Below are 24,367 nucleotides of genomic sequence, written 5' to 3' on the forward strand. Positions count from 1 at the left end.
TCAGAAGAGTGTGCCCTCTTCCGGCGCGGCCAGCTCGGTCAGCAGCTCCGGCCCGTTGTTGCGGACGTTGCTGACGGCCGTGGGAACCGGGTAGGCGCGCATCAGGCCGGAGGGGGGCGGGGCGAGCAGCCCGCGCAGCTCCTCGGCGTCCGTGCGGGCGGGGTCCAGCCAGGCGTCCCAGCGGTCCGGCGTGAGCATCAGCGGCATCCGCGGGTGGATCTCGGCGAGGGTGTGCGGGCCGTCCGCCGGCGAGACGGCGAGCGGGCTGCTCTCCGCCTCGGTGGTGATGACGGAGCACGTCGCCCACCAGGCCTGGGGGTGGTCGTCCGGCAGCGTCCTGTCCCGCCAGAACTCGTACAGCCCGGCCATGGCGAACACCGAGCCGTCGGCCGGCGTCACGAAGTAGGGCTGCTTGCGGGGCCGCTTCTTCTTCCCCTCGACCTCCAGGTCCCGCTCCTGCTTGCCGGTGACCCACTCGTAGTAGCCGTCGGCGGGCAGGATGCAGCGCCGGGTGGAGAAGGCCCGGCGGTAGGACGGCTTCTCGTGGACGGTCTCCGCGCGGGCGTTGATCATCCGGGCGGCGCCCTCGGGCGTCTTGGACCAGGAGGGCACCAGGCCCCACTTCAGCTTCCGCAGCTGCCGAACCGGGCGCGGGTCCGCCGCGTCCTTCAGGGCACGGTCGAGTACGGCGTAGACCTCCTTGGTCGGCGCCACGTTGTAGTCGGGCGCCAGGGTCTCCTCCGGCTCCCACTGCTCGATTTCAAAGATTCCCGCGAGATCCTCGGGCCTGCGACTCGCTGCATACCGTCCGCACATACGTGCAACACTGCCAGACTCCGCACGCGCAGAGGGAGCAACCGGAAACAGATGGAAAGCATGGTCAGTACCGCGTCCGCCTCATTCGCCTCCCTCTGGGACGAGGTCTCCGGCACCCAGCCCGACCCGGACCTGTGGGTGGTCGTCGCCACACTGGTCGCCGCGGCCGCCGTCGTCGTACCGCAGGGGCTGTGGCGGCTGTCCCGGAACGCCGTCACGATCGCCCACGAGGGCGGGCACGGCCTGGTGGCGCTGCTCACCGGCCGCACGCTGACGGGGATACGCCTGCACTCGGACACCAGCGGCCTGACCGTCAGCCGCGGAAAACCGCACGGCATCGGCATGATCCTCACGGCCGCCGCCGGCTACACCGCTCCCCCGCTGCTGGGCCTGGGCGGCGCCGCGCTGCTCGGCGCCGGCCGCATCACGCTGCTGTTGTGGCTGGCCACGGCGCTGCTGGTGGCGATGCTGGTGATGATCCGCAACGCGTACGGGGCGGTGTCGGTGCTGGTCACGGGCGGCACGTTCGTCCTGGTGTCCTGGCTGACCGGGCCCCAGGTGCAGGCGGCGTTCGCGTACGCCGTGGTCTGGTTCCTGCTCCTGGGCGGAGTGCGCCCGGCCTTCGAGCTCCAGGCCAAGCGGTCGCGCGGCGGCGCGGGGGACTCGGACGCGGACCAGCTGTCGAGGCTGACGCACGTCCCGGCGGGGCTGTGGTTCTTCCTGTTCCACGCGGTGTCGCTGTGCTCCCTGCTGGGCGGAGGCAGGTGGCTCCTGGACCTGTAGGCCACGGCGCGCCTGCCGGCGAGGCCGCGAACAGCCGGCCCGGAAGGGGCCCGGGACCGTGCCGGCATGCGGCTCCGCCGCGCGGACGCGACGAGCCACCACGCAGCCGCACCCGAAACACAGCCCGCCTCCCGGGCTCCTTATAAAGTGGGGCCATGGCCCCGAACCCCACGCACACCGCCCTCTGGCCCGCCCCGCACGCGAGCGGAGCCGTCGACGCGACGGTCCACGTGCCCGGGTCCAAGTCGGTCACCAACCGCGCCCTCGTCCTCGCCGCCCTCGCCTCCGAGCCGGGCTGGCTGCGCCGCCCGCTGCGTTCCCGCGACACCCTGCTGATGGCGGGCGCCCTGCGCGCGATGGGCGTGGAGATCGAGGAGGGCGTCGGCCCGGACGGCACCGGCGAGGCCTGGCGGGTGCTCCCCACGGGCCTGCGCGGCCCGGCCACCGTCGACGTCGGCAACGCCGGCACGGTGATGCGGTTCCTGCCCCCGGTCGCCGCGCTGGCCGACGGCCCCGTCCGCTTCGACGGCGACCCGCGTTCCTACGAGCGTCCCCTGAACGGCGTCATCGACGCGCTGCGCCACCTGGGCGCCCGGATCGACGACGAGGACCGCGGCGCGCTGCCGATGACCGTGCACGGCGGCGGTGCCCTGGACGGCGGCACCGTGGAGGTCGACGCGTCCTCGTCCTCCCAGTTCGTCAGCGCCCTGCTGCTGTCGGCGCCGCGCTTCAACCAGGGCGTGGAGGTCCGGCACACCGGCGCGACGCTGCCGTCCCTGCCGCACATCCGGATGACCGTCGACATGCTCCGCGCGGTGGGCGCCCAGGTGGACACCCCCGAGTCGGGCGGCGAGCCGAACGTCTGGCGGGTCACGCCGGGCGCCCTGCTCGGCCGGGACCTGACCGTCGAGCCGGACCTGTCCAACGCCCAGCCGTTCCTGGCGGCGGCGCTGGTGACCGGCGGCAAGGTCGTGATCCCGGACTGGCCGGCCCGTACGACCCAGCCCGGTGACCGGCTGCGGGAGATCTTCACCGAGATGGGCGGCTCCTGCGAGCTGACCGAGTACGGGCTGGTGTTCACCGGCTCCGGGTCGGTCCACGGCGTCGACGTGGAACTCGGCGAGGTCGGCGAGCTGACGCCCGGCATCGCGGCCGTGGCGGCGCTCGCGGACTCCCCGTCGACCCTGCGGGGCGTGGCCCACCTGCGGTTGCACGAGACGGACCGGCTGGCCGCGCTGACCAAGGAGATCAACGAGCTCGGCGGCGACGTCACCGAGACCGCCGACGGCCTGCACATCCGCCCGCGCCGGCTGCACGGCGGGGTCTTCCACACCTACGAGGACCACCGCATGGCCACCGCCGGCGCGATCATCGGCCTCGCGGTCGAGGGCGTGCAGATCGAGAACGTGGCGACGACGGCGAAGACCCTGCCGGACTTCCCCGAGCTGTGGACCGGGATGCTCGGGGCGTAGGGGTTCACCATGCGCCGCTACGGCAAGCACACCGACGAGGACGACATCCGCTCCCGCCCCAACCGCAAGGGCAACCGACCGCGCACCCACATCCGGCCCAAGCACGAGGACGCCGCCGAAGGCCTGGTCCTCACCGTCGACCGGGGCCGGCTGACCTGCCTCGTCGACGACCGGACCGTGCTGGCGATGAAGGCCCGCGAGCTGGGCCGCAAGGCGGCGGTGGTCGGCGACCGGGTGGCGATCGTGGGCGACCTGTCCGGGAAGAAGGACACGCTCGCGCGGATCGTGCGGATCGAGGAGCGCGCGTCGGTGCTGCGCCGTACCGCGGACGACGACGACCCCTACGAGCGGGTCGTCGTCGCCAACGCCGACCAGCTCGCCGTCGTCACCGCCCTCGCCGACCCCGAACCCCGCCCCCGGCTGATCGACCGCTGCCTGGTCGCGGCGTACGACGGCGGTCTGGAGCCGCTGCTGGTGCTGACCAAGTCGGACCTCGCGCCGCCGGACAAGCTGCTGGAGCTCTACGGCGACCTCGACATCCCGTACGTCGTGACCAGCCGCGCGGAACTGGAGAGCGGCGAGGCCGCGGACCGGGTCCGGGAGCAGCTGGACGGCCGGATCACCGCGTTCGTGGGGCACTCCGGGGTCGGCAAGACGACGCTGGTCAACGCGCTGGTGCCGGAGGAGCGGCGGCGTACGACCGGACACGTCAACGCGGTGACCGGGCGGGGGCGGCACACGACGACGTCCGCGCTGGCGCTCCCGCTGGCGGGCGCCGCGGGCTGGGTGATCGACACCCCGGGGGTGCGGTCCTTCGGGCTCGCCCACGTCGACCCGTCCCGGGTGATCCACGCCTTCCCCGATCTCGAGCCGGGCACGGCGGGCTGTCCGCGCGCGTGCAGCCACGACGAGCCGGACTGCGCGCTGGACGCGTGGGTGGCCGAGGGGCACGCGGATCCGGCGCGGCTGTACTCGCTGCGGCGGCTGCTGGCGACGCGGGAGCGCACGGAGGGCGACTGACCTCCGCGTTGTTTGTCGTGGCCGCCGGACGGTAAGTGCATAAGCGCACCGAGCCGGACCCGAACCCGTCGAACCTGACGAAACGGTCACTGTACGTGGGGAATGCGGGAGGACGACACATGGCGTGGCTGCTGGTCATCGTGGCCGGGTTGCTCGAGACCGGCTTCGCCGTGTGCCTGAAGCTGTCGCACGGCTTCACCCGGCTGTGGCCGACCGTCGCGTTCTGCGCGTTCGCGCTGGGCAGCTTCGGGCTGCTGACGCTGGCGCTGAAGAAGCTGGACGTGGGGCCCGCGTACGCGGTGTGGACGGGCATCGGCGCGGCGGGGACGGCCATCTACGGGATGGTCTTCCTCGGGGACCTGGTGTCGACGCTGAAGATCGTGTCGATCACGCTCGTGATCGTCGGCGTGATCGGGCTGCAGCTGTCGGGGTCCGCGCACTGAACCCCGCTACGGCACCACCGAAGGCCGGTGCAGGGCGCCGCGCACCAGGTCGGCGACGCCGTTGCCGTCCGGGGGCGCGGCGACGCAGGACAGGGCGAGGCGGACCACCAGCTCGCAGGACCGGGCCAGGTCGGCGGTCTCGGCCCCGGGGACGCCGGGACCGGCCAGGACGGCGACGGCACGGTCGCGGACGAGGGCGACCAAGTCGGTGGGTGAGGGCAGCGGGCCGTCGGCGCGGCGCTGCGCGGGCATGGTGGATCCGGACGCCGCGGCCGCGAGGCCCGGGGCGGGCAGGCGTGCGCCCCAGCAGCCGGTGAGCATGGCGCGGACCAGGGCGTTCTCACGGGCGCTGGCGGTGGTCCACTCGGCGGTCGCGGTCAGCCGGTCGCGCGGGTCCACATGGCCGGCGAGGGCGCGGTCGACGCCGGCGAGGTAGCCGTCGGCCTCCCTGCGGACGAGGGCCCGGGCGAGGCCGTCCTTGCTGCCGAACTCGTTGTACAGCGTCTGGCGGGAGACTCCGGCCGCGGCGGCCACGTCCACCATCCGCACCGCGGACCAGGCCCGACGCGCCAGTGCCGTGTAAGCGGCGTCCAGCAGAGCTTCCCGCGCTGCAGGCATCTTCGCCTCCCTCGGGGCGAGCGGCCGACCCTGCGGTTAGATTTGACGCGCCGTCGGGCACTGTCAAGGGTTCTCGGGCCCCGCCCCCGGTGGCCCCGCACCGACCTCGGCAGATACCGTTCGTTGCATGCCCGACTACCTCGACGACCTGCGTTTCGCCCATGTCCTGGCGGACGCCGCCGACGCCGCGACGATGGAACGGTTCAAGGCTCTCGACCTCAAGGTGGAGACCAAACCCGACATGACGCCGGTGAGTGAGGCGGACAAGGCCGCCGAGGAACTCATCCGCAACCACCTCAAACGCGCCCGCCCGAGGGACGCGGTCCTGGGCGAGGAGTACGGGGTAGAGGGCACGGGGCCCCGGCGCTGGGTGATCGACCCGATCGACGGCACCAAGAACTACGTGCGCGGGGTTCCCGTGTGGGCCACGCTGATCTCCCTGATGGAGGCCGGTGAGGGGGGCTTCCAGCCGGTCGTCGGGGTGGTCTCCGCCCCCGCCCTCGGCCGCCGCTGGTGGGCCGCGCAGGGGCACGGCGCCTTCAGCGGCCGCAGTCTGTCGTCGGCCTCCCGGCTGCAGGTCTCCCGCGTCTCCAAGCTGTCCGACGCCTCCTTCGCGTACTCCTCGCTCAGCGGCTGGGAGGAGCAGGGACGCCTGGACGGCTTCCTCGACCTCACCCGCGAGGTGTGGCGCACGCGCGCGTACGGCGACTTCTGGCCGTACATGATGGTCGCCGAGGGGGCGGTGGACCTGTGCGCCGAGCCGGAGTTGTCGCTGTGGGACATGGCGGCCACCGCGATCGTGGTCACGGAGGCGGGCGGCAGTTTCACCGGGCTCGACGGCCGCCCCGGCCCGCACAGCGGCAACGCGGCCGCGTCGAACGGGCTGCTGCACGACGAGTTGCTGGGGTACCTCAACCAGCGTTACTGAGCGGCACGGGGCGAGCGTGCGCGCCCCCGGTCGGCCGCACGCGCCCTCTTGTTGGCCCCCGCTCCGCCTGCCACTCTGGGAGTCCCCCCGATTGTGAACTTGTGAAATCGCGAACGAACGGGCCTTCGCGTCCGTGGCCTCGCGTTTTCCGGTAGGAGGTGGCTCCATCCATGCTCGTCCGTGACGCCATGAGCACCGTGGTCCTCACCATCGGCCCCGCCCACACCCTCCGCCGGGCCGCCGCCCTGATGTCCGCCCGCCGGGTGGGCGCGGCCGTGGTCCTCGATCCCGACGGCACCGGCATCGGCATCCTCACCGAGCGGGACGTGCTCAATTCCGTCGGGCTCGGCCAGGACCCCGACACCGAGCACGCCCACGCCCACACCACCACCGACGTCGTGTTCGCCGCCCCGTCCTGGACCCTGGAGGAGGCCGCTGTCGCCATGGCCCACGGCGGTTTCCGCCATCTGATCGTCCTCGACCGGGGCGAGCCGGCCGGCATCGTCTCGGTCCGCGACATCATCCGCTGCTGGGCACCCCAGCGGCAGCCGGTCCAGCGGGTACCGGCGTAGTGACATGCGGAACGGGCCGAACCCCGCGAGGGGGTCCGGCCCGTGTTTCGACAAGCGGTCCAGCGCTGGAATCAGCCGCGCAGGGCCTGGACCGCGGCCTCCAGCCGCTTGCCGAAGTCCTCGTCCGCCTGACGGAAGTTGTTGATCGCGCGGTCGGCGATCTCGTCACGCGTGACCCCGGAGATGGCGCCCGCCAGGTTGTTCACCAGGCGCTCCTTCTCCTCCTCCGTCATCAGCCGGTACAGGTTGCCCGCCTGGACGAAGTCGTTGTCCTCGGCGTGGACGGGCGTGACCGTCTCACCGGTGACACCGGTCACCGGGATGGGCTGCCACAGCGGACGGCCCGTCTGGGTCGGACCGCCGAAGCTGTTCGGCTCGTAGTTCTTCGCGCCCTTGTGGCGGCCGTCGTACAGGTAGCCGTCACGGGAGTTGGTGCGCGCCTCGGTGGCGTGCGGGCGGTTCACCGGCAGCTGGTCGGCGTTGATGCCGATGCGGTAGCGCTGGGCGTCGCTGTAGCCGAAGAGGCGGCCCTGGAGCATCTTGTCCGGGGAGGGGCCGATGCCCGGCACGAAGTGGGCGGGGCTGAAGGCGGACTGCTCGACCTCGGCGAAGATGTTCTCCGGGTTGCGGTTGAGCTCCAGCTTGCCGAACTCGATCAGCGGGTAGTCCGCGTGCGGCCAGACCTTGGTCAGGTCGAACGGGTTGAAGCGGTACGTGGCCGCGTCGGCCGCCGGCATCACCTGGACGTAGGCCGTCCAGGACGGGAACTCGCCGCGCTCGATGGCCTCGCGCAGGTCCCGCTGGTGGGAGTCGGGGTCCTTGCCCGCGAGGATCTCGGCCTCCTCGGCGGTCAGGTTCTTGATGCCCTGGTCCGTCTTGAAGTGGTACTTGACCCAGAAGACCTCGCCGGCCTCGTTGTTCCACTGGTAGGTGTGCGAGCCGAAGCCGTCCATGTGGCGGTACGACGCCGGGATGCCGCGGTCACCGAACAGCCAGGTCACCTGGTGCGTGGACTCCGGCGACAGGCCCCAGAAGTCGAAGACGTTGTCCGCCTCCGTCGAGCCCGTGTACGGGTCGCGCTTCTGGGTGTGGATGAAGTCCGGGAACTTGATCGCGTCCCGGATGAAGAACACCGGGGTGTTGTTGCCGACGAGGTCGTAGTTGCCCTCCTCGGTGTAGAACTTCAGCGCGAAACCGCGCGGGTCGCGCACGGCGTCCGCGGCGCCCAGGTTGCCGGCCACCGTGGAGAAGCGCAGGAAGGTCTCCGTCTCCTTGCCGACCTCGGAGAGGAACGCGGCCCGCGTGTACTGCGTGACGTCGGCGGTCACCGTGAAGGTGCCGTAGGCACCGGCACCGCGGGCGTGCACCACACGCTCCGGGATGCGCTCGCGGTTGAAGTGGGCCAGCTTCTCGATGAGGAGCTGGTCCTGAACGAGGACCGGGCCACCGACGCCCGCGGTCTCGCTGTTCTGGTTGTCGGCTACCGGAGCACCGGCCTCCGTAGTGAGCGGTCCCTGCGTCACGTGTGCCTCCTGCGTCCTTGCTGACCAAACCATGCCTTGGCCAAATCCGATCCCGATCCTACAATGGACAATGTCTAAGTCAAGTAAAGCTCCAAAGTCACACCCGTTCGGGATTCCTTTCCCCCTGCTGTTAGGCTGGTGCCTATGAGTGACCTTTTGGATCGGCTCCGCGGACGCGGATGGCGGATGACCGCGCAGCGCCGTGTCGTGGCCGAGGTCCTCGACGGCGAACACGTCCACCTGACGGCCGACGAGGTGCACGCCAGGGCTGTCGCCAAGCTGCCCGAGATCTCCCGGGCGACCGTCTACAACACCCTGGGCGAGCTGGTCTCGCTCGGTGAGGTGCTGGAGGTCGCGACGGACAAGCGGGCCAAGCGGTACGACCCCAACGCCCACCGCCCGCACCACCACCTGGTGTGCGCGCAGTGCGGCGCGATCCGCGACGTCCACCCGACCGGCAATCCGCTGGCCGACCTTCCCGACACGGAGCGCTTCGGCTTCACGGTCTCCGACGTCGAGGTGACCTACCGCGGAGTCTGCCCGAACTGCGCGGCGGCCTGAGACGTACGCACGAGCAAGCCCCGACACCGATCGGTGTCGGGGCTTCTCTTCTGCCGTCCGGACGTCGCCCTACGCACCGAGGGCCGGAACCCTGTCGGATTCCGGCCCTCGGCCTTCAGTAGCGGGGACAGGATTTGAACCTGCGACCTCTGGGTTATGAGCCCAGCGAGCTACCGAGCTGCTCCACCCCGCGTCGATGAATGGAACACTACGTCAAGACGTCCAACAGAAGCAAATCCGTTCCCGCGCGCCACCGCGGGCGATCGTGCCTCCCCGTGCCTCAAGGGCCTGGGAGGTGCCCCCGGGGCGGCACGGGCGGGCGCAGCGGCACCCGTCGGCGTCGGGCCGCGCGACCCACCCCCGCCCGGGTCACGCCGACAGTTCCTCCCGCAGCGCGTCCCGCAGCCGAGTGGCCCGCTCCGCGACCGCCGCCGGCCCCAGCGCCACCGCCCGCTCCGCCCACCGCTGCCCCTCCGCCAGCTCCCCCCGCCGCGCGTAGACCAGCGCGAGCCGCAGCGCCGCCCGCCCGTGCCCCGCGTCGGCCGCCCGGGTCCACCACACGGCCGCCTCCGGCTCACTGCCCTCACGGGCCAGCAGCAACCCCAGGTTGAAGGCGCCGTTGCGCGACCCGGCCTCCGCCGCCTCCCGGTACCAGCGCGCCGCCTCCACCACGTCCCCCCGGGCCGCCGCGAGCATCCCGACCCGCACCTGCGCCCGCCGGTGACCCTGGGAAGCGGCCCGCTCGTACCACTCCTCGCACTCGCTGCGCCGGTTCACCGGCTCCCCCAGCTCGTGCGCGGGCTCCGGCGGCCTGCGGGCGTCCAGCACCGTCGCCAGCCGGTACGCGGCCTCCGCGCTCCCTCCGCCCGCCGCACACCGCAGGAACCGCTCCGCCTCGCTCTCCTCGCCCTCCCGCAGCCGCGCCATCCCGACCTGCAGCGCCGCCTCCATGTGCCCGGCGGCCGCCGCCCGCTCGTACCAGCGCAGCGCGGACCGCTCCTCGCCCCGGCCCGCGTGCAGGATGCCGAGGTTGAAGGCGGCGTCCACGCTGCCGGTCTCCGCGGCCTTGGAGAACCACGGCTCCGCGCCGGTCTCGTCCCCGGCCCGCAGCAGCAGGATCGCCAGCGCGTTCGCCGCCTCGCGGTGACCGGCGTACGCGGCCCGGCGGTACCACTGCTCGGCCTGGGCGGTCCGGCCCTGGTCGGCGCAGAGCAGCCCGAGGTTGTACGCGCCGTTGATGTCACCGGCGTCCATCGCGGCCCGGTACCAGCGCTCGGCGGTCTGGGTCTCGCCCCGCTCGGCGTGCAGCGCGCCCAGCGCGTTGGCGGCGTTGCCGTCGCCGTCCTGTGCGGCCCGCAGCCACCACACGGCGGCGTTCTCGGTGTCCCCGGCGTCGCGCAGCAGGAAGCCGAGCGCGCAGGCGGCCCGGGCCTCGCCGTCCTTGGCGGAGGTCAGGTACCAGCGGCCGGCCTCCTTGAGCTCGCCGCGGCGCTCCAGGATCGCCCCGAGGTGCAGCGCGGCCCGGCGGTGTCCCCGCGCGGCGGCCTGCCGGTACCACTGCTCGGCCTCCCGCACCAGCGCCGCGGCACCGTCGTCGCTCTCCCGCGCGGCCCTGCGGTCCAGCGCGCGGGCCAGCCGGTACGCCCCTTCCCGGTGCCCCCGCTCGGCGGCGGCCCGCATCCAGCGCTCGGCCTGGGCCGTGTCCCCGCGGTGTTCCAGCAGGTCGGCGAGGGCGTACGCGCCGAGGGTGTGGCCCTGTTCGGCGGACTGGCGCAGCCAGTACTCGGCGGCGGGTTCGTCCCCCCGCTCCCGGTGGTGGCGGCCGAGCGCGTGGGCCGCCGCGGTGGAGCCGGCCACGGCGGCGATCCGCCACCAGCCCGCGGCCTCGTCGGCGTAGCCCCGCTGGTGCAGCAGGACGCCCAGGTTGTTGGCGGCGGCGCGGTCGCCCGCGGTGGTGGCGGCACGCAGATGGGGTTCGGCTCCGTCGAGATCACCGCGGCGCAGCAGCAGGGCGCCGAGGACGCTCATCGCCTCGACGTCGCCGGCCTCGGCGGCGAGCCGCTGACGCAGCTCCTCGGCCGCCTCGTCGGCGGCCTCCCCCGTCTCGTCGCGGGGTTCCTCCCGGGGGGAGGACTGCACAAAACGCCCTGTCCCGAACAGAGTTGCCTTGTCCCCCATACCATCCATCGTCGCACCACCTGCAACCTGGGTACACCTGGTATACCGCAGTCAGTGAGGTCACTACAGCGTTTTGTCGACATGCCCACAGAGAGACAAGTCAAACACAGATCCGCCAACTCCCGTCGGCGGCACGGCCGTCACTCGCCCAGGCACATGCGTTCGCCCATCACAAAGGCCCGGATTCCTGGAGGAATCCGGGCCTTTGATGTCGCCGACTTCGCGACGTGAGTAGCGGGGACAGGATTTGAACCTGCGACCTCTGGGTTATGAGCCCAGCGAGCTACCGAGCTGCTCCACCCCGCGCCGTTGCGTTGCAACCGTAGCACGGCGCGGGACGGGCGTCTGACCAGCCTGCTCGCTAACTGCTCGGGCTCGCGCTGGGACCGGGACTGCTCTCCCCGCCGCCGGCGCCACCGCCTCCTTCTGCCGACTGGGCCTCCTCGGCCTTGCGCAACGCTTCCTCCAGGTCCTTCTGCGCCTGGCCGTAGGCCTCCCAGTCGTTCTTCTTCAGGGCTTCCTGGCCGGCCTCGAAGGCCTTCTGGGCGTCGTCCAGCGCCTCCTGGACCGTCGGGTCGTCGGACGTCGGCGGTGGCGTCTCGCCTTCCTCCTCGCCGGTTCCCTCGTCCTCGCCCGGTGGTGGCTCGGTGGTCGTGCCCTCACCCCCGAAGACCTTGCTGAGGGCCTGGTCGAGGGTGTCCTCGAAGGCGGTCTGGCCTCCGTAGGTCACCAGCACCTTCCGCAGCAGCGGGTACTTCAGTCCACCACCGCGTACGTAGACCGGCTCCACGTAGAGCAGTCCTCCGTCGAGCGGGACCGCCAGGAGATTGCCGTACTCGACCTCGGAGTCGCCGCCTCTCAGCAGCCTGATGGACTCGGCGATGTCCTGTTCGGAGTTGAACTGGCTCTGGACCTGTTTGGGTCCGGCGGCCGTGGTGCTGGTCGGCAGTTTCAGCACTCTGATCTTGCCGTAGTCGTCGGTGCCCGGATCGGCGTTCACCGCCATGAAGGCACTGAGGTTGTCACGGCCGTTCGGCGTGAACGTCGTGGTGAGCGAGAAGGTCTGCTCGTCCTGGTCGGGCATCTTCATGCTCAGGTAGTACGGCGGGACCGCGTCGCCCGTCTTGTTGGTCGGGTCGTCCGGCACCTGCCACACCTCGCTGCCCGAGAGGAACGTCGTGGCGTCCTTCACGTGGTAGCGGGTCAGCAGTTCGCGCTGCACCTTGAACAGGTCCTGCGGGTACCGCAGGTGGTCCATCAGCGCGCCGGAGATCTCGGTCTTCGGCTGCACCGTGTCCGGGAACGCCTTCATCCAGGTCTTCAGGACGGGGTCCTGGGTGTCCCACTGGTAGAGCTTGACCTCGCCGCTGTACGCGTCGACGGTCGCCTTCACCGAGTTGCGGATGTAGTTGACCTGGTTCTGCTGGGCCACCACCGCGCGCTGGTCGTTGGTGGCGGTCAGCGAGTCGGCCGTGGTGTCACCGAGGGTCGTCCGCGACGCGTACGGATAGCCGTTGGTGGTCGTGTAGGCGTCGACGATCCACTGGATACGGCCGTCCACGACCGCCGGGTAGGCGTCGCCGTCGATGGTCAGCCACGGGGCGATCGCCTCGACGCGTTCCTTGGGCGTGCGGTTGTACAGGATCCGCGAACCCTCGCCGATCGCCCCGGAGTACAGGATCTGCGGCTCGTTGAACGCGACCGCGTAGGCGGCCCGGTTGATCGGGTTCTCGAGGTCGACCCCGCTGTCGCCCCGGTAGCTGTACGTCTTCTCGCCGCTGTCGTCGGAGTAGTCGATCTCCTTCTGGGGACCGCCGACGATCGAGTACGTGGTGGTGCGCTCGCCGTAGTAGACGCGCTGCTCGTACTCCGGGAGTTCTCCCTTGGACGGCAGGTCGGACTCGATGAAGTTCGGACGGCCGCCGGAGTCCACGCTGGTGCCCTCGGCCGCGACGACACCGTATCCGTGGGTGTAGCGGAAGTGGTCGTTGATCCAGTTCCGCTTGGGGATGCCGTCGAGGTTCAGCTCGCGCAGACCGATGACCGTGTCCTGCTCCTTGCCGCCGATGGGGTACCGGTCGACGTCCAGGTTGGTCGGGAACGCGTAGTAGTTCCTGATCTGCTGGAGCTGCTGGAACGTCGGCGAGACGATGTTCGGGTCCATGATCCGGATGCTCGCCGTGTCGGTGACGTCGTCCCGCAGCCGGGTCTTGTCCTCGGTCTGGCTCGTGCCCGGGTAGTCGGTGACCTTGGAGTCGTCGATGCCGTAGGCCTCACGCGTGGCCTTGAGGTTCTTCTCGACGTACGGCGCTTCCTTGGCCTGCTCGTTCGGCTGGACCTGGAACTTCTGCACGATCGCCGGGTACAGGCCGCCGATGAGGATCGCCGACAGCACCATCAGGCCGAAGCCGATCACGGGCAGCTGCCAGGTGCGCCGCCACAGGGTGGCGAAGAACAGCAGCGCGCAGATCACGGCGATGCAGAACAGGATCGTCTTGGCCGGCAGGTAGGCGTTGGCGTCGACGTACCTGAGGCCCGTCCAGCTGTCGGTGGCCTTGAAGTCGCTGGACTTCACCGCCAGTCCGTACCGGTCGAGCCAGTAGGCGACCGCCTTCAGGGTGACGAAGACGCCGAGGAGCACCGACAGGTGTCCGGTGGCCGCGGCCGTGGCGCGCGCGCCCGGACTGGTGACGCGCAGCCCGCCGTACAGGTAGTGGGTGAGCGCGGCGGCGATCAGCGCCAGGATCGTGGCGGCGAAGCCGAAGCCGAGCAGGAACCGGTACCAGGGCAGGTCGAAGGCGTAGAAGGAGACGTCGAGCTTGAACTGCGGGTCCTTCTGGCCGAAGGACACGCCGTTGACCCACATCAGCCAGGTCCGCCACTGGCTCGACGCCGAGGCGCCGGCGATCAGACCCACCAGCGCGGTGATGCCGAGCAGCAGCCACTTCTTGTACGGGGCGATGCCCATCCGGTACCGGTCGAGGTTCTGCTGCTCCATCGACATGGCGCTCAGCGGTGGCCGCATGCGGTGCGCCAGCCAGACGTTGAAGCCGACCGCGAGGGCCATCAGCAGACCGAAGACGAAGAACAGCCCGATCTTGGTCCACAGGGTCGTCGTGAACACCGACGAGTAGTTGACCGAGCGATACCACAGCCAGTCGGTCCAGAAGCCCGCGAACATGGTGAACACCATGCCGAGGACGGCCAGGACGCCCAGTGTCATGAGCAGGGTCCGGACCCGCCGGGACGGGCGGCCCACTCTGATCCGTGGCCCCGTCGGGCCTCCGCCGCGGTCCGGCATCTGGAAAGCCAAGGTAGGCACCTCGAAGTTCGCTGTTGATTCGTCAGGCCCGCGTCTTCACGGACCGTGTGTGGTCCCCCGTGATCGCGGGCCCACACCTATGCAACTTACTCACGCTTTACTCGGTTCCCGATTCCTGCCGGGAACGAGAGAGGATTGTGACCATGTCCAACACACCCATGGCGGCCAATCCGCTCACCCGGGCCGTGCTCGAGATCGACGAGTACGTCTCCGGCCTCGGCTGGGACCAGCCCGCCCGCCTGTTCGCCCTCGTCGACACCGCCCGGCTGCGGGCCGAACAGCCCTCGCTCGCGGACCGGCTCGGTCTGGGCGACGAACAGGAGACGACCGCGCTCACCCCGATCGAGCAGGACGAGATTCCAACGGGCAAGCCGCTCGACGAGTTCCTGGGCACCATCGCCTGGCCCGACGCGGTGACCGGCTGCGCCCTGACCGTGGAACGGCTGATGCTGCCGCCGTCGGCCGAGGCCCAGGTCCCCGGGGACCTGGACGAGGCCGCGCTGACGAAGTGGGTGGCGCGGCACCCGGAGCGTCAGGAGGTCCGGATGACGGTCGCGGTGCTGCGCGACGGGGCCCGCGAGTCGGCCCTGCGCCTGCGTGAGAAGGACTCCGCCACGGAGGTCCTCACCGGCTCCGAGCTGGTGCCGGGCCTGGCCCAGGCGCTGGCGGCGACGTTCGAGGAGTAGCGGGGCCGGTCAGGAGGCCGTGCACTTCGGCAGGTCCGAGGTGTCGCCGGAGCGGATGTCCTCCAGGGCGCCCAGGGCGTCGTCGATGGTGTCCACCTTCACCAGGGTGAGGCCCTCCGGGGTGTCCTTGGCGGCGGACGCGCAGTTGTCGGCGGGCGTGAGGAAGTACTCGGCGCCCTTGTCGCGCGCGCCGACGGTCTTCATCTGGATCCCGCCGATCGGCCCCACCTTGCCGTCGTCGTCGATGGTGCCGGTGCCGGCGACGAACTCGCCGCCGGTCAGGCTGCCCGGAGTGAGCTTGTCGTAGATGCCGAGCGCGAACATCAGACCCGCGCTCGGCCCGCCGACGTCGGCGAGCTTGATGTCGATGGTGAACGGGAAGGTGTGGTCGGTCCCGGCGGAGATCCCGACGACGGCGCGCTTCTCGCCGCCGTCCTCGGAGGCCGTGGTGGTGATCGTCACCTTCTCGGTCTTCGTCGCCGTCCGGTTCTCCTTCTCGGCGGCGGACTGCTCCTTGGCCGGCACGATCGTGAAGACGACGTCCTCGCCCGGCTCGTGCTCGGTCACCCGCTCGGCGACGTCGGCCGGCTCCTTCACCGCCTTGCCGTCGACGGCCTTGATCACGTCGCCCGCGTGCAGCCTGCCCTGGGACGGGGACCCCTTGACCACCGTGGAGACGATCACCCAGGACTCCACCGGGACGTCGAGTTCCTTCAGGGCCGCGACCTTGGCGCTCTCCTGGGACTGGCTGAACTCCTCGGCGTTCTCCTGGGTGGACTCCTCCTCCGTCTTGCCGTCGGGGTAGAGGGTCTCGTGCGGAACGACCTTGTTGTCGTGCGCGAGCCATCCGTAGACGGCCTCGACGAGGTTCATCCGGTAGTCGGCGCTGGTGACCCGCACCGTGGTCATGTTGAGGTGGCCGTCCGCCGGGTAGGTCCTGCGACCGTCGATCTGCAGCACCGGCTCGCCGTCGTGCTCGCCCAGCGTGTTCACCGTCGGCCCCGGGGACATCTCCGAGTAGGGCACGGGGATGAACACTCCCGCGCACAGGAGCGCGATCAGCATCAGGGTGGAGGCGAGCATCGTCGCGGTGCGGCGTGGCATGCCTCGACAGTACGGGACAGGCCTGTCAGCGCACCGTCAGGGCCACCCGGACGGGCGGCCCTGACCACGTCGTACGCCGTGACCTGTTGTTCTCGGCCTTCAGCCACCCGAGCGCGGTTTTTCCATGGCCTCGCGGAACCGGGCGTAACCGATGAGTTCGGGGCCGTCTCCCCGCACCTTGCGGGTGCGATTGGCCCAACTGCCCCACAGTCCCGCTCCGATCGCGGCCACAAGCGGAATCAGCAACCAGGCGAGCGCCGCCATGCCGACCTCCCAACCCCATGAGCGTCCGCAACACTGACTGATCAGCAGATTAACCATCAGCAGTGACAACGCTCACGCCAGGGGTGGGGTTACGCAACCGGAGGTCCCGGGGCTGTCATGGTCGCCTCAACAGGCGTCCACCCGCCCTCCCGTCGCCCGACCACCACCCCTCAACGACGGCGCTACGCGCCGACCCACTCCTCGGTACCGTCCGAGAACCGCTGGTGCTTCCAGATGGGCACCTCGTGCTTGAGGTCGTCGATCAGCTTCCGGCAGGCCTCGAAGGCCTCCCCCCGGTGCGGGCACGACACGCCGACGACCACGGCCAGGTCCCCGACCCGGAGGTCCCCCACCCGGTGCACGGCGGCCAGCGCCCGAACGGGGTACTCGGCGGCCACCTTCCCGGCGATCCGCCGCATCTCGTCCTCGGCGCTGGGGTGGCACGAATAGCCGAGCTCGTCGACGTCGGCGCCCCCGTCGTGGTTGCGCACGGTCCCCACGAACAGCGCCGTCCCGCCGGCCGCGTCGTCCCCGACCGCGCGGAGGACCTCGTCCACGGACAGCGGCGTGTCGCGGATCGAGATCAGCTTGATCGGGTCCTGTGCGGCCTGCTCACCCGGGTGCTCGTGCGTGGATGCCATGCCCCTATCGTGCCCCACCCCGGCGACAACGCGGAACGGCGTCGTCACCCGGTACGCGCGCGTGCCCGTTCGGTGCCTCCTGCAGGAGGCACGTCGGATCCGGCGCCGGGCGGCACGTCAGATCCGGCGCCGTGCCTTGCGTGCCCGTCGCACCACCGCGGCCGCGCCCAGCAGGGCCACCGTCGCTCCCGCGGCGCCCGCCGCCGTCGCGTCCTTGCGCCCCAGCCGCCGGCCGGCGACCGTGTGCCTGCCGGACACCTCCTCCAGCAGCTCCGCGAGCACCTCCTCATTGGTGTGCGCGGGCCGCCACCCGGCGTCGTGCAGCCGGCTCCCGCTCACCACCCAGGGGTACATCGTGTACGCCAGGTCCCCGGCCGGGGACGGGGTGAGACCGATCCGGTGCAGCCGGGCCGCCGCGCCGAGCGCGACCGCCGACGGCAGCTCCATCCGCCGGATCCCGCTGAGCTCCTCGACCTCCTCCTGCTCCAGCCACCCGTCGCAGCCGACGGCCAGCTCACCGTCGACCTTCTCCAGGACGGCGTACTCCAGGGCGCTGCACAGATCCTCGACGTGGCAGAACTGCCACGCGGGCCGCGAGCCGGCCACCACGAGCAGCCTGGGCGACTCGAAGTACCTGGTCAGCGCGGTGTCGGTACCTCCCACCAGCACGGCGGGACGCACGACCGTGACATTGAGCCCCGGGTGTGCCCTGGGCGCCCGGCGCGCGAGCCGCTCGATCTCCAGGAGGTCGCCGACGCCCGTGGCCTCCGCCGTGGCCCGCAGCTCCGCGTCCTCGGACAGCGGCAGCTCGTTGTCCGGCAGCGCCCCGTAGACCATCGTCGACGTGCACAGCACCACGCGGCGCACTCCGGCGGCCGCGGCGGCCGTCAGCACCGTCTGTGTGCCCCGCACGTTGTAGGCCGTCCGGGCGGCGGCATCGGTCTCCAGATCGAGGTCGAGCGCGAGATGGACCACCACGTCGGCCCCGCGCAGCTTGTCCGCGATGGCCGGATCCCGTACGTCCAGGATGTGCCAGCGCGCCTCGGCGCACTCGCCGCGCCGCTCGTCGATGGCGATGACCTGCTTGATCTCCTCCGAGGCGGCGAGCCGCGCGGTGAGCAGCGCGCCGATGCCGGACGCGGCGCCGGTGACCGCGACGACGGGCCCGCGCGCCGCGGGAGCGGTCGGGCCGTTTCGCGCTGCGCGAACCTGTGGATCTGGGGAACTCACCGGGCGTCTCCAGCGGTTGTCTTCAGTACGAGCGCGAGCGACGCGTGCGTACCAGGTGGCATCCATCCTGCCGCAGGCCTGCTGTCGGCGAAGCACCGAGGCCCGAACCGCTTCAGGTGTCTACGCTGGGTGGTGTTGTCGGGCAGCCGTGCCGCCGGAGAGAACCGGTGGCCCTACCAGCCGAGGAAACCCGTGAGTGACACCCCATTCGGATTCGGCCTTCCGCCGGAGGAGCCGGACGACGGCGACGAGGGCAAGAAGAAGGACCCGCAGAGCGGTGGTGGTCAGGGCCCGGCCAACCCGTTCGGCTTCGGCACGCCCGGAGCCGGAGGCTTTGGCGGCCCGGGCGCGGACAATCCGTTCGCCGCGATGTTCGGGTCACTGAACCCCACCGACCTGGGCGCAGCGTTCCAGCAGCTCGGCCAGATGCTCTCCTACGAGGGCGGGCCGGTGAACTGGGACATGGCCAAGCAGATCGCCCGGCAGACCGTCTCGCAGGGCACCCCGGAGGGTTCGAAGGACGCGAGCGTCGGCCCCGCCGACCGCAGGGCCGTGGAGGAAGCGGTCCGGCTGGCCGACCTGTGGCTGGACGACGCGACCTCCCTGCCGTCGGGCGCCAGCTCCGCCGTGGCCTGGAGCCGCGCGGAGTGGGTGGAGGCCACCCTCCCGGCATGGCGGGAGCTGGTCGACCCGGTGGCCGAGCGCGTCGGGAACGCGATGGGCGATGTGCTGCCGGAGGAGATGCAGGCCATGGCCGGTCCGCTGATCGGCATGATGCGCTCCATGGGCGGCGCCATGTTCGGCACGCAGATCGGACAGGCCGTCGGCGTGCTCGCCGGTGAGGTCGTCGGCTCGTCCGACATCGGCCTGCCGCTGGGCCCGGCCGGCCGGGCCGCGCTGCTGCCGCTGAACATCGAGACGTTCGGCAAGGACCTGGGCGTCTCCCAGGAGGAGGTGCGGCTGTATCTCGCCCTGCGCGAGGCCGCCCACCAGCGTCTGTTCGCGCACGTCCCGTGGCTGCGCTCGCACCTGTTCGGCGCCGTCGACGGCTACGCGCGCGGGATCAAGGTCGACACCGGCAAGCTCGAGGACGTCGTCGGCCAGTTCGACCCGCAGAACCCCGAGCAGCTGCAGGAGGCCCTCCAGCAGGGCATGTTCCAGCCGGAGGACACGCCGGAGCAGAAGGCCGCCCTGGCCCGGCTGGAGACGGCGCTGGCGCTCGTCGAGGGCTGGGTGGACGCCGTGGTGCACGCCGCGGCCAAGCCCCGGCTGTCGTCGGCCGACGCGCTGCGCGAGACGCTGCGCCGCCGCCGCGCCTCGGGTGGCCCGGCGGAGCAGACGTTCGCCACGCTGATCGGTCTGGAGCTGCGCCCGCGCCGGCTGCGCGACGCCTCACGCCTGTGGGCCTCGCTCACCGACGCGCGCGGAGTCGACGGCCGGGACGCCCTGTGGGCGCACCCGGACATGCTGCCGACGGCGACCGACCTGGACGACCCGGACGGCTTCGTGCACCGTGAGCAGATCGACTTCTCCGAGCTGGACAAGATGCTCGGCGAGGCCGCCGGCAGGCCCGACCTCAAGAAGAAGGACGAGGGCGAGGACAAGAGCGAGAACAAGGGCGACGACGCCGAGTGAGCCTCCACGACGACGCGGTCCTCGTGCTCAAGGGGTACGAGGACCAGTCCGAACTGCGCCAGATCTATCTGGACCACCTCGCGGCGCATCCGGACGGCATGTGGAAGGCCTGTGCGGACGGCCACATCACGGCCAGCGGCCTGGTGATCGATCCCGAGCGGGGCCGGGTGCTGCTGACCCTGCACCGGAAGCTGCGGATGTGGCTCCAGATGGGCGGGCACTGCGAGCCGGGTGACGTCTCGCTCGCCGCGGCGGCCCTGCGGGAGGCGACGGAGGAGTCCGGCATCGCGGGACTGGTCCTGGCGGCCGGTGGCCCCGTGCGTCTGGACCGCCATCACACACCGTGCGCCTGGCACCTGGACGTCCAGTACGCGGCGCTGGCCCCGGCCGGCGCCGTCGAGGCGATCAGCGACGAGTCCCTCGACCTGCGCTGGTTCCCGTACGACGAGGTGGCGGACGTGGCGGACACCTCCGTCACCCGATTGGTGGAAGCGGCCCGGACGAGACTCGGCGTCTGACACATGGGTGAGGGGCGACCGCCCGGGCGGTCGCCCCTCACCCATGTGTCGTCCCCGGTCAGCTCCAGGCGTTGCCCTGGTTCTGGCCGCGGGCCCCCTGCTGTCCCACGCCGTACTGCGCGGCGAGGCCGCCGCCGATCTGGGCGTTCTGCGGCGGCAGCAGTTCGCTGGGCTGGACGAGCGCGAAGCCGCTGCCCATGAAGCTGAGCTCCCAGCCCTCGCCGGTGCTGCCGCGGCGCCGCCACACCCCGGAGGAGTGGGTCTGGGCCTGCATCTGCACGCGCAGGGACGTGGACCAGGCGACGATCGCGTCGGCGTCGCAGTTGACGTACTTGTCCGGCGTCACCTGCAGCAGCAGCGGCATGCCCGAGGTCATCAGGGCGACCTTGCCGCGGCCGGTGATGTTGAGCTGGTACTTCCCGGAGCCGGAGATGCCGTACAGGCTGTCGACGGCGATGACCTCGTGGTGCAGCGAGGATTCCATCGCGAGCACATAGCTGCTGTCGACCGTCAGCCCGTCCTGCTCCACCTCCAGGACGTGGATGCGCTGGGCGAGGTTGGCGAGGTAGACCGTGCCCTGCCCGTGGCAGCGCATCAGGTCGAGTCCCTCACCGGTCTGCGCACGCGCGCGTGATGCGCTGTTGCTCTGGAACTCGGCGTCGAATTCGACGAGTCCCTGGTAGGCGACCATGGTGCCCTTGCGGGCGAGGACGTCGTCGTGGCCCTCCAGGGCGACGCGGAGCATCTGCTGGTTCTGCAGGCTCCAGCGCTCCTGGGTCTGCTGGTCGTTGAAGGCGAAAAGCGGGCTCTGCATGGTGTGGTTGCTCCCCCTCAGCCCCGGACCCGGAGACGGTCGGTGCTGTCCTCACTGGGCTGGACGACGACGATGCCCTGACCGGAGAAGGCCATCTGGTAGGCCTCCCCGCTGCCGCGGCCGATCAGCGACTGGGCGCGGAAGCTGCGCTTGCCCTTCACCTTGAGGTTCGGGGACCAGGCGACCAGGGCGTCCGGGTCGACGTACGTCTCGTCGTCGCCGCCACCGCACTCCACGACGATCGGCTTGCCGCGCGAGGTCAGCGCGACCCAGCCCTGTCCGGAGATCTTGGTGTTCCACAGGCCCTGTCCGGCGAACTTCGCCAGGCCCTTGACCCGCTCCACGCCCCAGGTGAGATGGGCGTCGAAGGCGAGCAGGTTGGTGGCGTTGACGGAGATGCCGTCGCCGCCCAGGTTGATCACGACGACGTTGGCGCCGTAGTCGGCGAGGTAGAGCAGGCCGTCGCCGGAGCACTTCATCAGCGGCGCGCCCTCGCCGGTCATCCAGTCCTTGGCGATCTGACGGACGGCCGGCGGGTTGGGCTCGTACTGGACGAAGCCCTCGTAGGCGACCATCGAGCCCACGCGCGCGAGGAGGTCGTGCCCGGTCTGCATGGCGACCTTCAGCATGTGGTTGCCGTGGTTCTCCATGCGGGCGGTGACGGGGGCGGGGGCATAGCCCGCGAGTGGCTGGTTCATGACGGGCTCCCTCAGATCTCGTACGGCTGGACGACGATGAAGTTGCCGGGTGCGCCCCGGAACTGGAGGTTGACGCTCTCCCCGGTGTCGCCGGGGTAGGAGTTGCGGCGCATCCGCACCTGGCTGGAGACGACCACCTGGGAGGCGGCCGACCAGGCGACCACGGCGTTGCAGTCGGCGAACGTGGTGGGCGTGACCGGCAGCACCACCGGCGTGCCGTGGGTCTTGACGACGATGGTGCCGGTCCCCTGGAACTGCATCGTGAACAGCGCGCCGCCCGGGATGCCGTGTCCCTCGATGCGGCGGACCTCGTACTGGAGGCTCTCGTCGAAGGCGAGGACGTTCTCGGCGGAGACGCACACGGCGTCGCCCTGGAGCTCGATCGGATGCAGCATCGTGGAGTTCTCGGCGAAGAACACCTGGCCCTTGCCGGTGCAGCGCATCAGCTGCATCTCCTGGCCGGTGGCGTTGCCGACGATGCGGCCGGAGAAGCCGGCGCCCTTGTAGCTGAAGTCGACCTTGCCCTGGTAGAGCACCATGCTGCCCTGCCGGGCCAGGACGGGCTGCTCGCCGATGCCGAGGTCGACGCGGACGAGCTTCTTGTTCTGCTGCGTCCAGCGCTGACCGGTGGGCGTCTCCTTGAACTGCTGGAGCGCGCCGAGCACGCCGGGGCCCTGCGGTGCGCCCTGGGGAGCGCCGTACGGGGCCTGCTGGCCGGGCGGTTGTCCGGGCGGGGGCTGCTGTCCGTAGCCCGGCGGGGGCGTGGGCTGTCCGTAGCCCGGCGGGGGCGTGGGCTGTCCGTAGCCGGGCGGCGGGACGGGTGCCTGCGGGACCTGCGGAGCCTGCGGCTGTCCGTAGCCCGGGGGCGGCGGGGCGGGCTGGCCGTACGGCGGCTGCTGGCCCGGCTGGCCGTAGGGCGCGGGTGTCGGCGCCGGAGGCGTCACCGGGGAGCCGCCGGGCGGGGTGTGCAAGGGGGCGGCGATGGTCGGCGCGGCGTGCACCGGCGGCGCGGAAGGTGCGGGGGCCGGCGGCGGCGCGAAGCCCTGTGCGGCGGGCTGGGGCACGGGGGCCGGAGCGGGAGCCGGGGCAGGAGCCGGAGCGGGCGCGGCGCCTCCGGGTACGCCGAACGCGGGCGGGGCGGTGGCCTGGGCGGGCGGGGCGAAACCGGGCGCGGCTCCGCCCGTCCCCGGCTGCTGCTGGGGGGCGGCCGGCTCGTCCTCGGCGATCTCGCCGCCGAAGTTCCGCAGCAGCGCGTCGAGCCCGCCGTCGAAGCCCTGTCCGACGGCGGCGAACCGCCAGACGTCCTTGAAGTAGAAGTCGCCCAGCATCACGGCCCGCTCGGTGGAGAACTCCGAGCCGCTGAACGGGTACCGGGCCACCTCCTCACCGCCCGCGACGATACGGATGTACCCGGGACCGACCTGCGACATCTGCCCGGCACCGTCGAGGGTCGCCGTGAAGGACAGCTTCCTGATCTGCTGCGGGATCCGGTCCAGCGTCACGCGGAACGACTCCGTGTCGCCCGCCTGGGCGCCCAGGAGCTGGACGGACTCCTCGGGGGACTTCGGCTGGTTGTAGAAGATGAAGTAACGGTCGTCGGAGAGCCGTTCCTCGGCGTCGAGACCGAAGCAGCTGATGTCGAAGGTCAGCCCCGGACCGGAGATCTGCACACCTACGTACAGATCCGTACCTGCCGTGAGGTCACTGATCCTGGCCTTGTGGCCGCGTTGGAATTCCCTGGCCATACGTACGACCGTCCCCCATCCCGAATGTGAGTGCGTCGCGCCAGGCTAACGGCAAACTCGGACACCGGATGAAGTCGGTACAGACCCGGTACACAACGCGTGCGCAGGCCTACGGTGCGCTCATCTCGGGCGGTGCTCACGCATCGCGCGCACCCGGCACGTGCGGCAGCCGCTCGGCCGCGACCACCCCTTCGAGGTAGCCGCGGGCCCGCTCGGTCCTCGGATACGCCTCCAGCAGCCGCCAGAAGCGCGGGCCGTGCCCGGGCACCAGCAGATGCGCCAGCTCGTGGCAGAGGACGTAGTCGACGACGTACTCGGGCATGCCCTGCAGCCGGTGCGACAGCCGGATGCTTCCCTCGGACGGGGTGCACGAGCCCCAGCGCGTGTTCTGGTTGGTCACCCAGCGCACCGAGGCGGGCCTGGCCCGCCCGTCGAAGTACTGGTCGGACAGCAGCCGGGCGCGCTCGGCCAGCTCCGTGTCCCCGAGGGTCCGCCTGCTCTCCTGTGCGGCCAGCTTGTCGAGCATGACGGTCACCCAGCGCTGCTCCTCCGCCTCGGACATCCGGGCAGGGATGAGTACGACGGTGCGATCGCCCTCGCGGTACGCGGAGACCGTTCTGCGACGGCGGGCGCTCCTGCGGACCTCGATCGCGCTCGCCCGTGAGCCGTTCGTCGGCTGGCTCGTCGTGCTGCGCTGTGACTTTCCGGCGCGGTGCAGTGGGTCGGCGGGCACGCCCCGACGGTACCCGCTGCACACGGGGAAGTCTTGGCTCCGGGACGGTTCCACGGCGCTCCC

23 protein-coding genes and 2 tRNA genes are annotated in these 24,367 nt (G+C 71.3%); 10 read left to right on the plus strand and 15 right to left on the minus strand.

Annotated elements, in window-relative coordinates:
• Positions 1-816, minus strand: a complete 816-nt coding sequence (locus AB0A94_RS17605; protein ID WP_361745207.1) for an SOS response-associated peptidase — start codon at positions 814-816, stop codon at positions 1-3.
• A gap of 60 nt (positions 817-876) precedes the next feature.
• Between AB0A94_RS17605 and AB0A94_RS17610 the strand changes: the two genes are divergently transcribed.
• From AB0A94_RS17610 to AB0A94_RS17625, 4 genes are all read left to right on the plus strand, one after another.
• Positions 877-1,599 (plus strand): M50 family metallopeptidase, encoded by a 723-nt coding sequence (locus AB0A94_RS17610; protein ID WP_361745209.1) that lies wholly within the window; start codon positions 877-879, stop codon positions 1,597-1,599.
• Positions 1,600-1,754: 155 nt separating this feature from the next.
• Positions 1,755-3,071, plus strand: coding sequence for a 3-phosphoshikimate 1-carboxyvinyltransferase (gene aroA / locus AB0A94_RS17615; protein WP_361745211.1), 1,317 nt, complete (start codon positions 1,755-1,757; stop codon positions 3,069-3,071).
• 9 nt (positions 3,072-3,080) lie between these two features.
• Entirely contained in the window at positions 3,081-4,091 is a 1,011-nt protein-coding gene (rsgA, locus tag AB0A94_RS17620; RefSeq protein WP_361745213.1) for a ribosome small subunit-dependent GTPase A, read from the plus strand.
• A gap of 119 nt (positions 4,092-4,210) precedes the next feature.
• Complete coding sequence (locus AB0A94_RS17625) at positions 4,211-4,534, plus strand: multidrug efflux SMR transporter (protein ID WP_125504317.1); 324 nt, start codon at positions 4,211-4,213, stop codon at positions 4,532-4,534.
• A 6-nt stretch (positions 4,535-4,540) separates the two neighbouring features.
• On the opposite strand, the gene AB0A94_RS17630 is transcribed toward AB0A94_RS17625, so the two are convergent.
• On the minus strand, positions 4,541-5,152 hold the full coding sequence (locus AB0A94_RS17630) for a TetR/AcrR family transcriptional regulator (protein ID WP_361745216.1): 612 nt from the start codon (positions 5,150-5,152) through the stop codon (positions 4,541-4,543).
• 127 nt (positions 5,153-5,279) lie between these two features.
• On the opposite strand from AB0A94_RS17630, the gene hisN reads away from it, so the two are divergent.
• Positions 5,280-6,080, plus strand: coding sequence for a histidinol-phosphatase (gene hisN, locus AB0A94_RS17635; protein WP_361745218.1), 801 nt, complete (start codon positions 5,280-5,282; stop codon positions 6,078-6,080).
• Between the two features lie 170 nt (positions 6,081-6,250).
• A complete protein-coding gene (locus AB0A94_RS17640; protein ID WP_361745220.1) occupies positions 6,251-6,652 on the plus strand; it encodes a CBS domain-containing protein in 402 nt (133 codons plus the stop codon).
• 71 nt (positions 6,653-6,723) lie between these two features.
• Here the strand turns inward: AB0A94_RS17640 and AB0A94_RS17645 are convergent, their stop codons facing one another.
• The gene (locus tag AB0A94_RS17645; protein ID WP_361745222.1) at positions 6,724-8,175 is read right to left on the minus strand and encodes a catalase; all 1,452 of its coding nucleotides are present in this window, start codon (positions 8,173-8,175) and stop codon (positions 6,724-6,726) included.
• Between the two features lie 144 nt (positions 8,176-8,319).
• On the opposite strand from AB0A94_RS17645, the gene AB0A94_RS17650 reads away from it, so the two are divergent.
• Positions 8,320-8,736 (plus strand): Fur family transcriptional regulator, encoded by a 417-nt coding sequence (locus AB0A94_RS17650; protein WP_190161507.1) that lies wholly within the window; start codon positions 8,320-8,322, stop codon positions 8,734-8,736.
• Positions 8,737-8,855: 119 nt separating this feature from the next.
• Here AB0A94_RS17650 and AB0A94_RS17655 read toward each other — a convergent pair.
• The 4 genes from AB0A94_RS17655 to AB0A94_RS17670 form a co-directional block, all read right to left on the minus strand.
• Positions 8,856-8,929: transfer RNA gene (locus AB0A94_RS17655), tRNA-Met, on the minus strand.
• A gap of 176 nt (positions 8,930-9,105) precedes the next feature.
• Positions 9,106-10,923, minus strand: a complete 1,818-nt coding sequence (locus AB0A94_RS17660) for a tetratricopeptide repeat protein (RefSeq protein WP_361745224.1) — start codon at positions 10,921-10,923, stop codon at positions 9,106-9,108.
• Positions 10,924-11,146: 223 nt separating this feature from the next.
• Positions 11,147-11,220: transfer RNA gene (locus AB0A94_RS17665), tRNA-Met, on the minus strand.
• A 55-nt stretch (positions 11,221-11,275) separates the two neighbouring features.
• A complete protein-coding gene (locus tag AB0A94_RS17670; protein WP_361745293.1) occupies positions 11,276-14,215 on the minus strand; it encodes a UPF0182 family protein in 2,940 nt (979 codons plus the stop codon).
• A gap of 164 nt (positions 14,216-14,379) precedes the next feature.
• Here AB0A94_RS17670 and AB0A94_RS17675 point away from each other — a divergent pair, with 164 nt between their 5' ends.
• Positions 14,380-14,922, plus strand: a complete 543-nt coding sequence (locus tag AB0A94_RS17675) for a PPA1309 family protein (RefSeq protein ID WP_361745226.1) — start codon at positions 14,380-14,382, stop codon at positions 14,920-14,922.
• 9 nt (positions 14,923-14,931) lie between these two features.
• Here the strand turns inward: AB0A94_RS17675 and AB0A94_RS17680 are convergent, their stop codons facing one another.
• The 4 genes from AB0A94_RS17680 to AB0A94_RS17695 all read right to left on the minus strand — a co-directional run bounded on the left by AB0A94_RS17680 (position 14,932) and on the right by AB0A94_RS17695 (position 18,161).
• Positions 14,932-16,026 (minus strand): PDZ domain-containing protein, encoded by a 1,095-nt coding sequence (locus tag AB0A94_RS17680; protein ID WP_361745228.1) that lies wholly within the window; start codon positions 16,024-16,026, stop codon positions 14,932-14,934.
• 99 nt (positions 16,027-16,125) lie between these two features.
• Positions 16,126-16,290 carry a hypothetical protein gene (locus AB0A94_RS17685; RefSeq protein WP_199785232.1) on the minus strand — a complete coding sequence of 55 codons (165 nt, stop codon included), beginning with the start codon at positions 16,288-16,290 and terminating at the stop codon, positions 16,126-16,128.
• A gap of 182 nt (positions 16,291-16,472) precedes the next feature.
• Positions 16,473-16,931: a molybdenum cofactor biosynthesis protein MoaE gene (locus AB0A94_RS17690; protein WP_361745230.1), complete on the minus strand. Its 459-nt coding sequence runs from the start codon at positions 16,929-16,931 to the stop codon at positions 16,473-16,475.
• 117 nt (positions 16,932-17,048) lie between these two features.
• Positions 17,049-18,161 carry an SDR family oxidoreductase gene (locus AB0A94_RS17695; protein WP_361745232.1) on the minus strand — a complete coding sequence of 371 codons (1,113 nt, stop codon included), beginning with the start codon at positions 18,159-18,161 and terminating at the stop codon, positions 17,049-17,051.
• A 192-nt stretch (positions 18,162-18,353) separates the two neighbouring features.
• On the opposite strand from AB0A94_RS17695, the gene AB0A94_RS17700 reads away from it, so the two are divergent.
• Together AB0A94_RS17700 and AB0A94_RS17705 are read left to right on the plus strand one after the other, a co-directional pair.
• Entirely contained in the window at positions 18,354-19,796 is a 1,443-nt protein-coding gene (locus AB0A94_RS17700; protein ID WP_361745234.1) for a zinc-dependent metalloprotease, read from the plus strand.
• Positions 19,793-20,314, plus strand: a complete 522-nt coding sequence (locus AB0A94_RS17705) for an NUDIX hydrolase (RefSeq protein WP_361745236.1) — start codon at positions 19,793-19,795, stop codon at positions 20,312-20,314. The genes AB0A94_RS17700 and AB0A94_RS17705 overlap by 4 nt, the downstream gene beginning before the upstream one ends.
• Before the next feature lie 58 nt (positions 20,315-20,372).
• Here the strand turns inward: AB0A94_RS17705 and AB0A94_RS17710 are convergent, their stop codons facing one another.
• The 4 genes from AB0A94_RS17710 to AB0A94_RS17725 form a co-directional block, all read right to left on the minus strand.
• Positions 20,373-21,128: an AIM24 family protein gene (locus AB0A94_RS17710; protein WP_361745238.1), complete on the minus strand. Its 756-nt coding sequence runs from the start codon at positions 21,126-21,128 to the stop codon at positions 20,373-20,375.
• Positions 21,129-21,145: 17 nt separating this feature from the next.
• A complete protein-coding gene (locus tag AB0A94_RS17715; RefSeq protein ID WP_361745240.1) occupies positions 21,146-21,826 on the minus strand; it encodes an AIM24 family protein in 681 nt (226 codons plus the stop codon).
• Positions 21,827-21,837: 11 nt separating this feature from the next.
• Positions 21,838-23,571: a TerD family protein gene (locus AB0A94_RS17720; protein ID WP_361745242.1), complete on the minus strand. Its 1,734-nt coding sequence runs from the start codon at positions 23,569-23,571 to the stop codon at positions 21,838-21,840.
• 136 nt (positions 23,572-23,707) lie between these two features.
• On the minus strand, positions 23,708-24,304 hold the full coding sequence (locus tag AB0A94_RS17725; protein WP_361745244.1) for a M48 family metallopeptidase: 597 nt from the start codon (positions 24,302-24,304) through the stop codon (positions 23,708-23,710).
• Positions 24,305-24,367: the final 63 nt, after the last annotated feature.

The organism is Streptomyces sp. NPDC044984 (genome assembly GCF_040646935.1).
GTDB lineage: Bacteria > Actinomycetota > Actinomycetes > Streptomycetales > Streptomycetaceae > Streptomyces.

What these genes read in the sequence shown, in the direction of transcription:
- AB0A94_RS17605 (WP_361745207.1), bottom strand. Translation starts at nt 816, where the DNA reads ATGTGCGGACGGTATGCAGCGAGTCGCAGGCCCGAGGATCTCGCGGGA.
- AB0A94_RS17610 (WP_361745209.1), top strand. Translation starts at nt 877, where the DNA reads ATGGTCAGTACCGCGTCCGCCTCATTCGCCTCCCTCTGGGACGAGGTC.
- aroA (WP_361745211.1), top strand. Translation starts at nt 1,755, where the DNA reads ATGGCCCCGAACCCCACGCACACCGCCCTCTGGCCCGCCCCGCACGCG.
- rsgA (WP_361745213.1), top strand. Translation starts at nt 3,081, where the DNA reads ATGCGCCGCTACGGCAAGCACACCGACGAGGACGACATCCGCTCCCGC.
- AB0A94_RS17625 (WP_125504317.1), top strand. Translation starts at nt 4,211, where the DNA reads ATGGCGTGGCTGCTGGTCATCGTGGCCGGGTTGCTCGAGACCGGCTTC.
- AB0A94_RS17630 (WP_361745216.1), bottom strand. Translation starts at nt 5,152, where the DNA reads ATGCCTGCAGCGCGGGAAGCTCTGCTGGACGCCGCTTACACGGCACTG.
- hisN (WP_361745218.1), top strand. Translation starts at nt 5,280, where the DNA reads ATGCCCGACTACCTCGACGACCTGCGTTTCGCCCATGTCCTGGCGGAC.
- AB0A94_RS17640 (WP_361745220.1), top strand. Translation starts at nt 6,251, where the DNA reads ATGCTCGTCCGTGACGCCATGAGCACCGTGGTCCTCACCATCGGCCCC.
- AB0A94_RS17650 (WP_190161507.1), top strand. Translation starts at nt 8,320, where the DNA reads ATGAGTGACCTTTTGGATCGGCTCCGCGGACGCGGATGGCGGATGACC.
- AB0A94_RS17660 (WP_361745224.1), bottom strand. Translation starts at nt 10,923, where the DNA reads ATGGATGGTATGGGGGACAAGGCAACTCTGTTCGGGACAGGGCGTTTT.
- AB0A94_RS17670 (WP_361745293.1), bottom strand. Translation starts at nt 14,215, where the DNA reads ATGCCGGACCGCGGCGGAGGCCCGACGGGGCCACGGATCAGAGTGGGC.
- AB0A94_RS17675 (WP_361745226.1), top strand. Translation starts at nt 14,380, where the DNA reads ATGTCCAACACACCCATGGCGGCCAATCCGCTCACCCGGGCCGTGCTC.
- AB0A94_RS17680 (WP_361745228.1), bottom strand. Translation starts at nt 16,026, where the DNA reads ATGCCACGCCGCACCGCGACGATGCTCGCCTCCACCCTGATGCTGATC.
- AB0A94_RS17685 (WP_199785232.1), bottom strand. Translation starts at nt 16,290, where the DNA reads ATGGCGGCGCTCGCCTGGTTGCTGATTCCGCTTGTGGCCGCGATCGGA.
- AB0A94_RS17690 (WP_361745230.1), bottom strand. Translation starts at nt 16,931, where the DNA reads ATGGCATCCACGCACGAGCACCCGGGTGAGCAGGCCGCACAGGACCCG.
- AB0A94_RS17710 (WP_361745238.1), bottom strand. Translation starts at nt 21,128, where the DNA reads ATGCAGAGCCCGCTTTTCGCCTTCAACGACCAGCAGACCCAGGAGCGC.
- AB0A94_RS17715 (WP_361745240.1), bottom strand. Translation starts at nt 21,826, where the DNA reads ATGAACCAGCCACTCGCGGGCTATGCCCCCGCCCCCGTCACCGCCCGC.
- AB0A94_RS17720 (WP_361745242.1), bottom strand. Translation starts at nt 23,571, where the DNA reads ATGGCCAGGGAATTCCAACGCGGCCACAAGGCCAGGATCAGTGACCTC.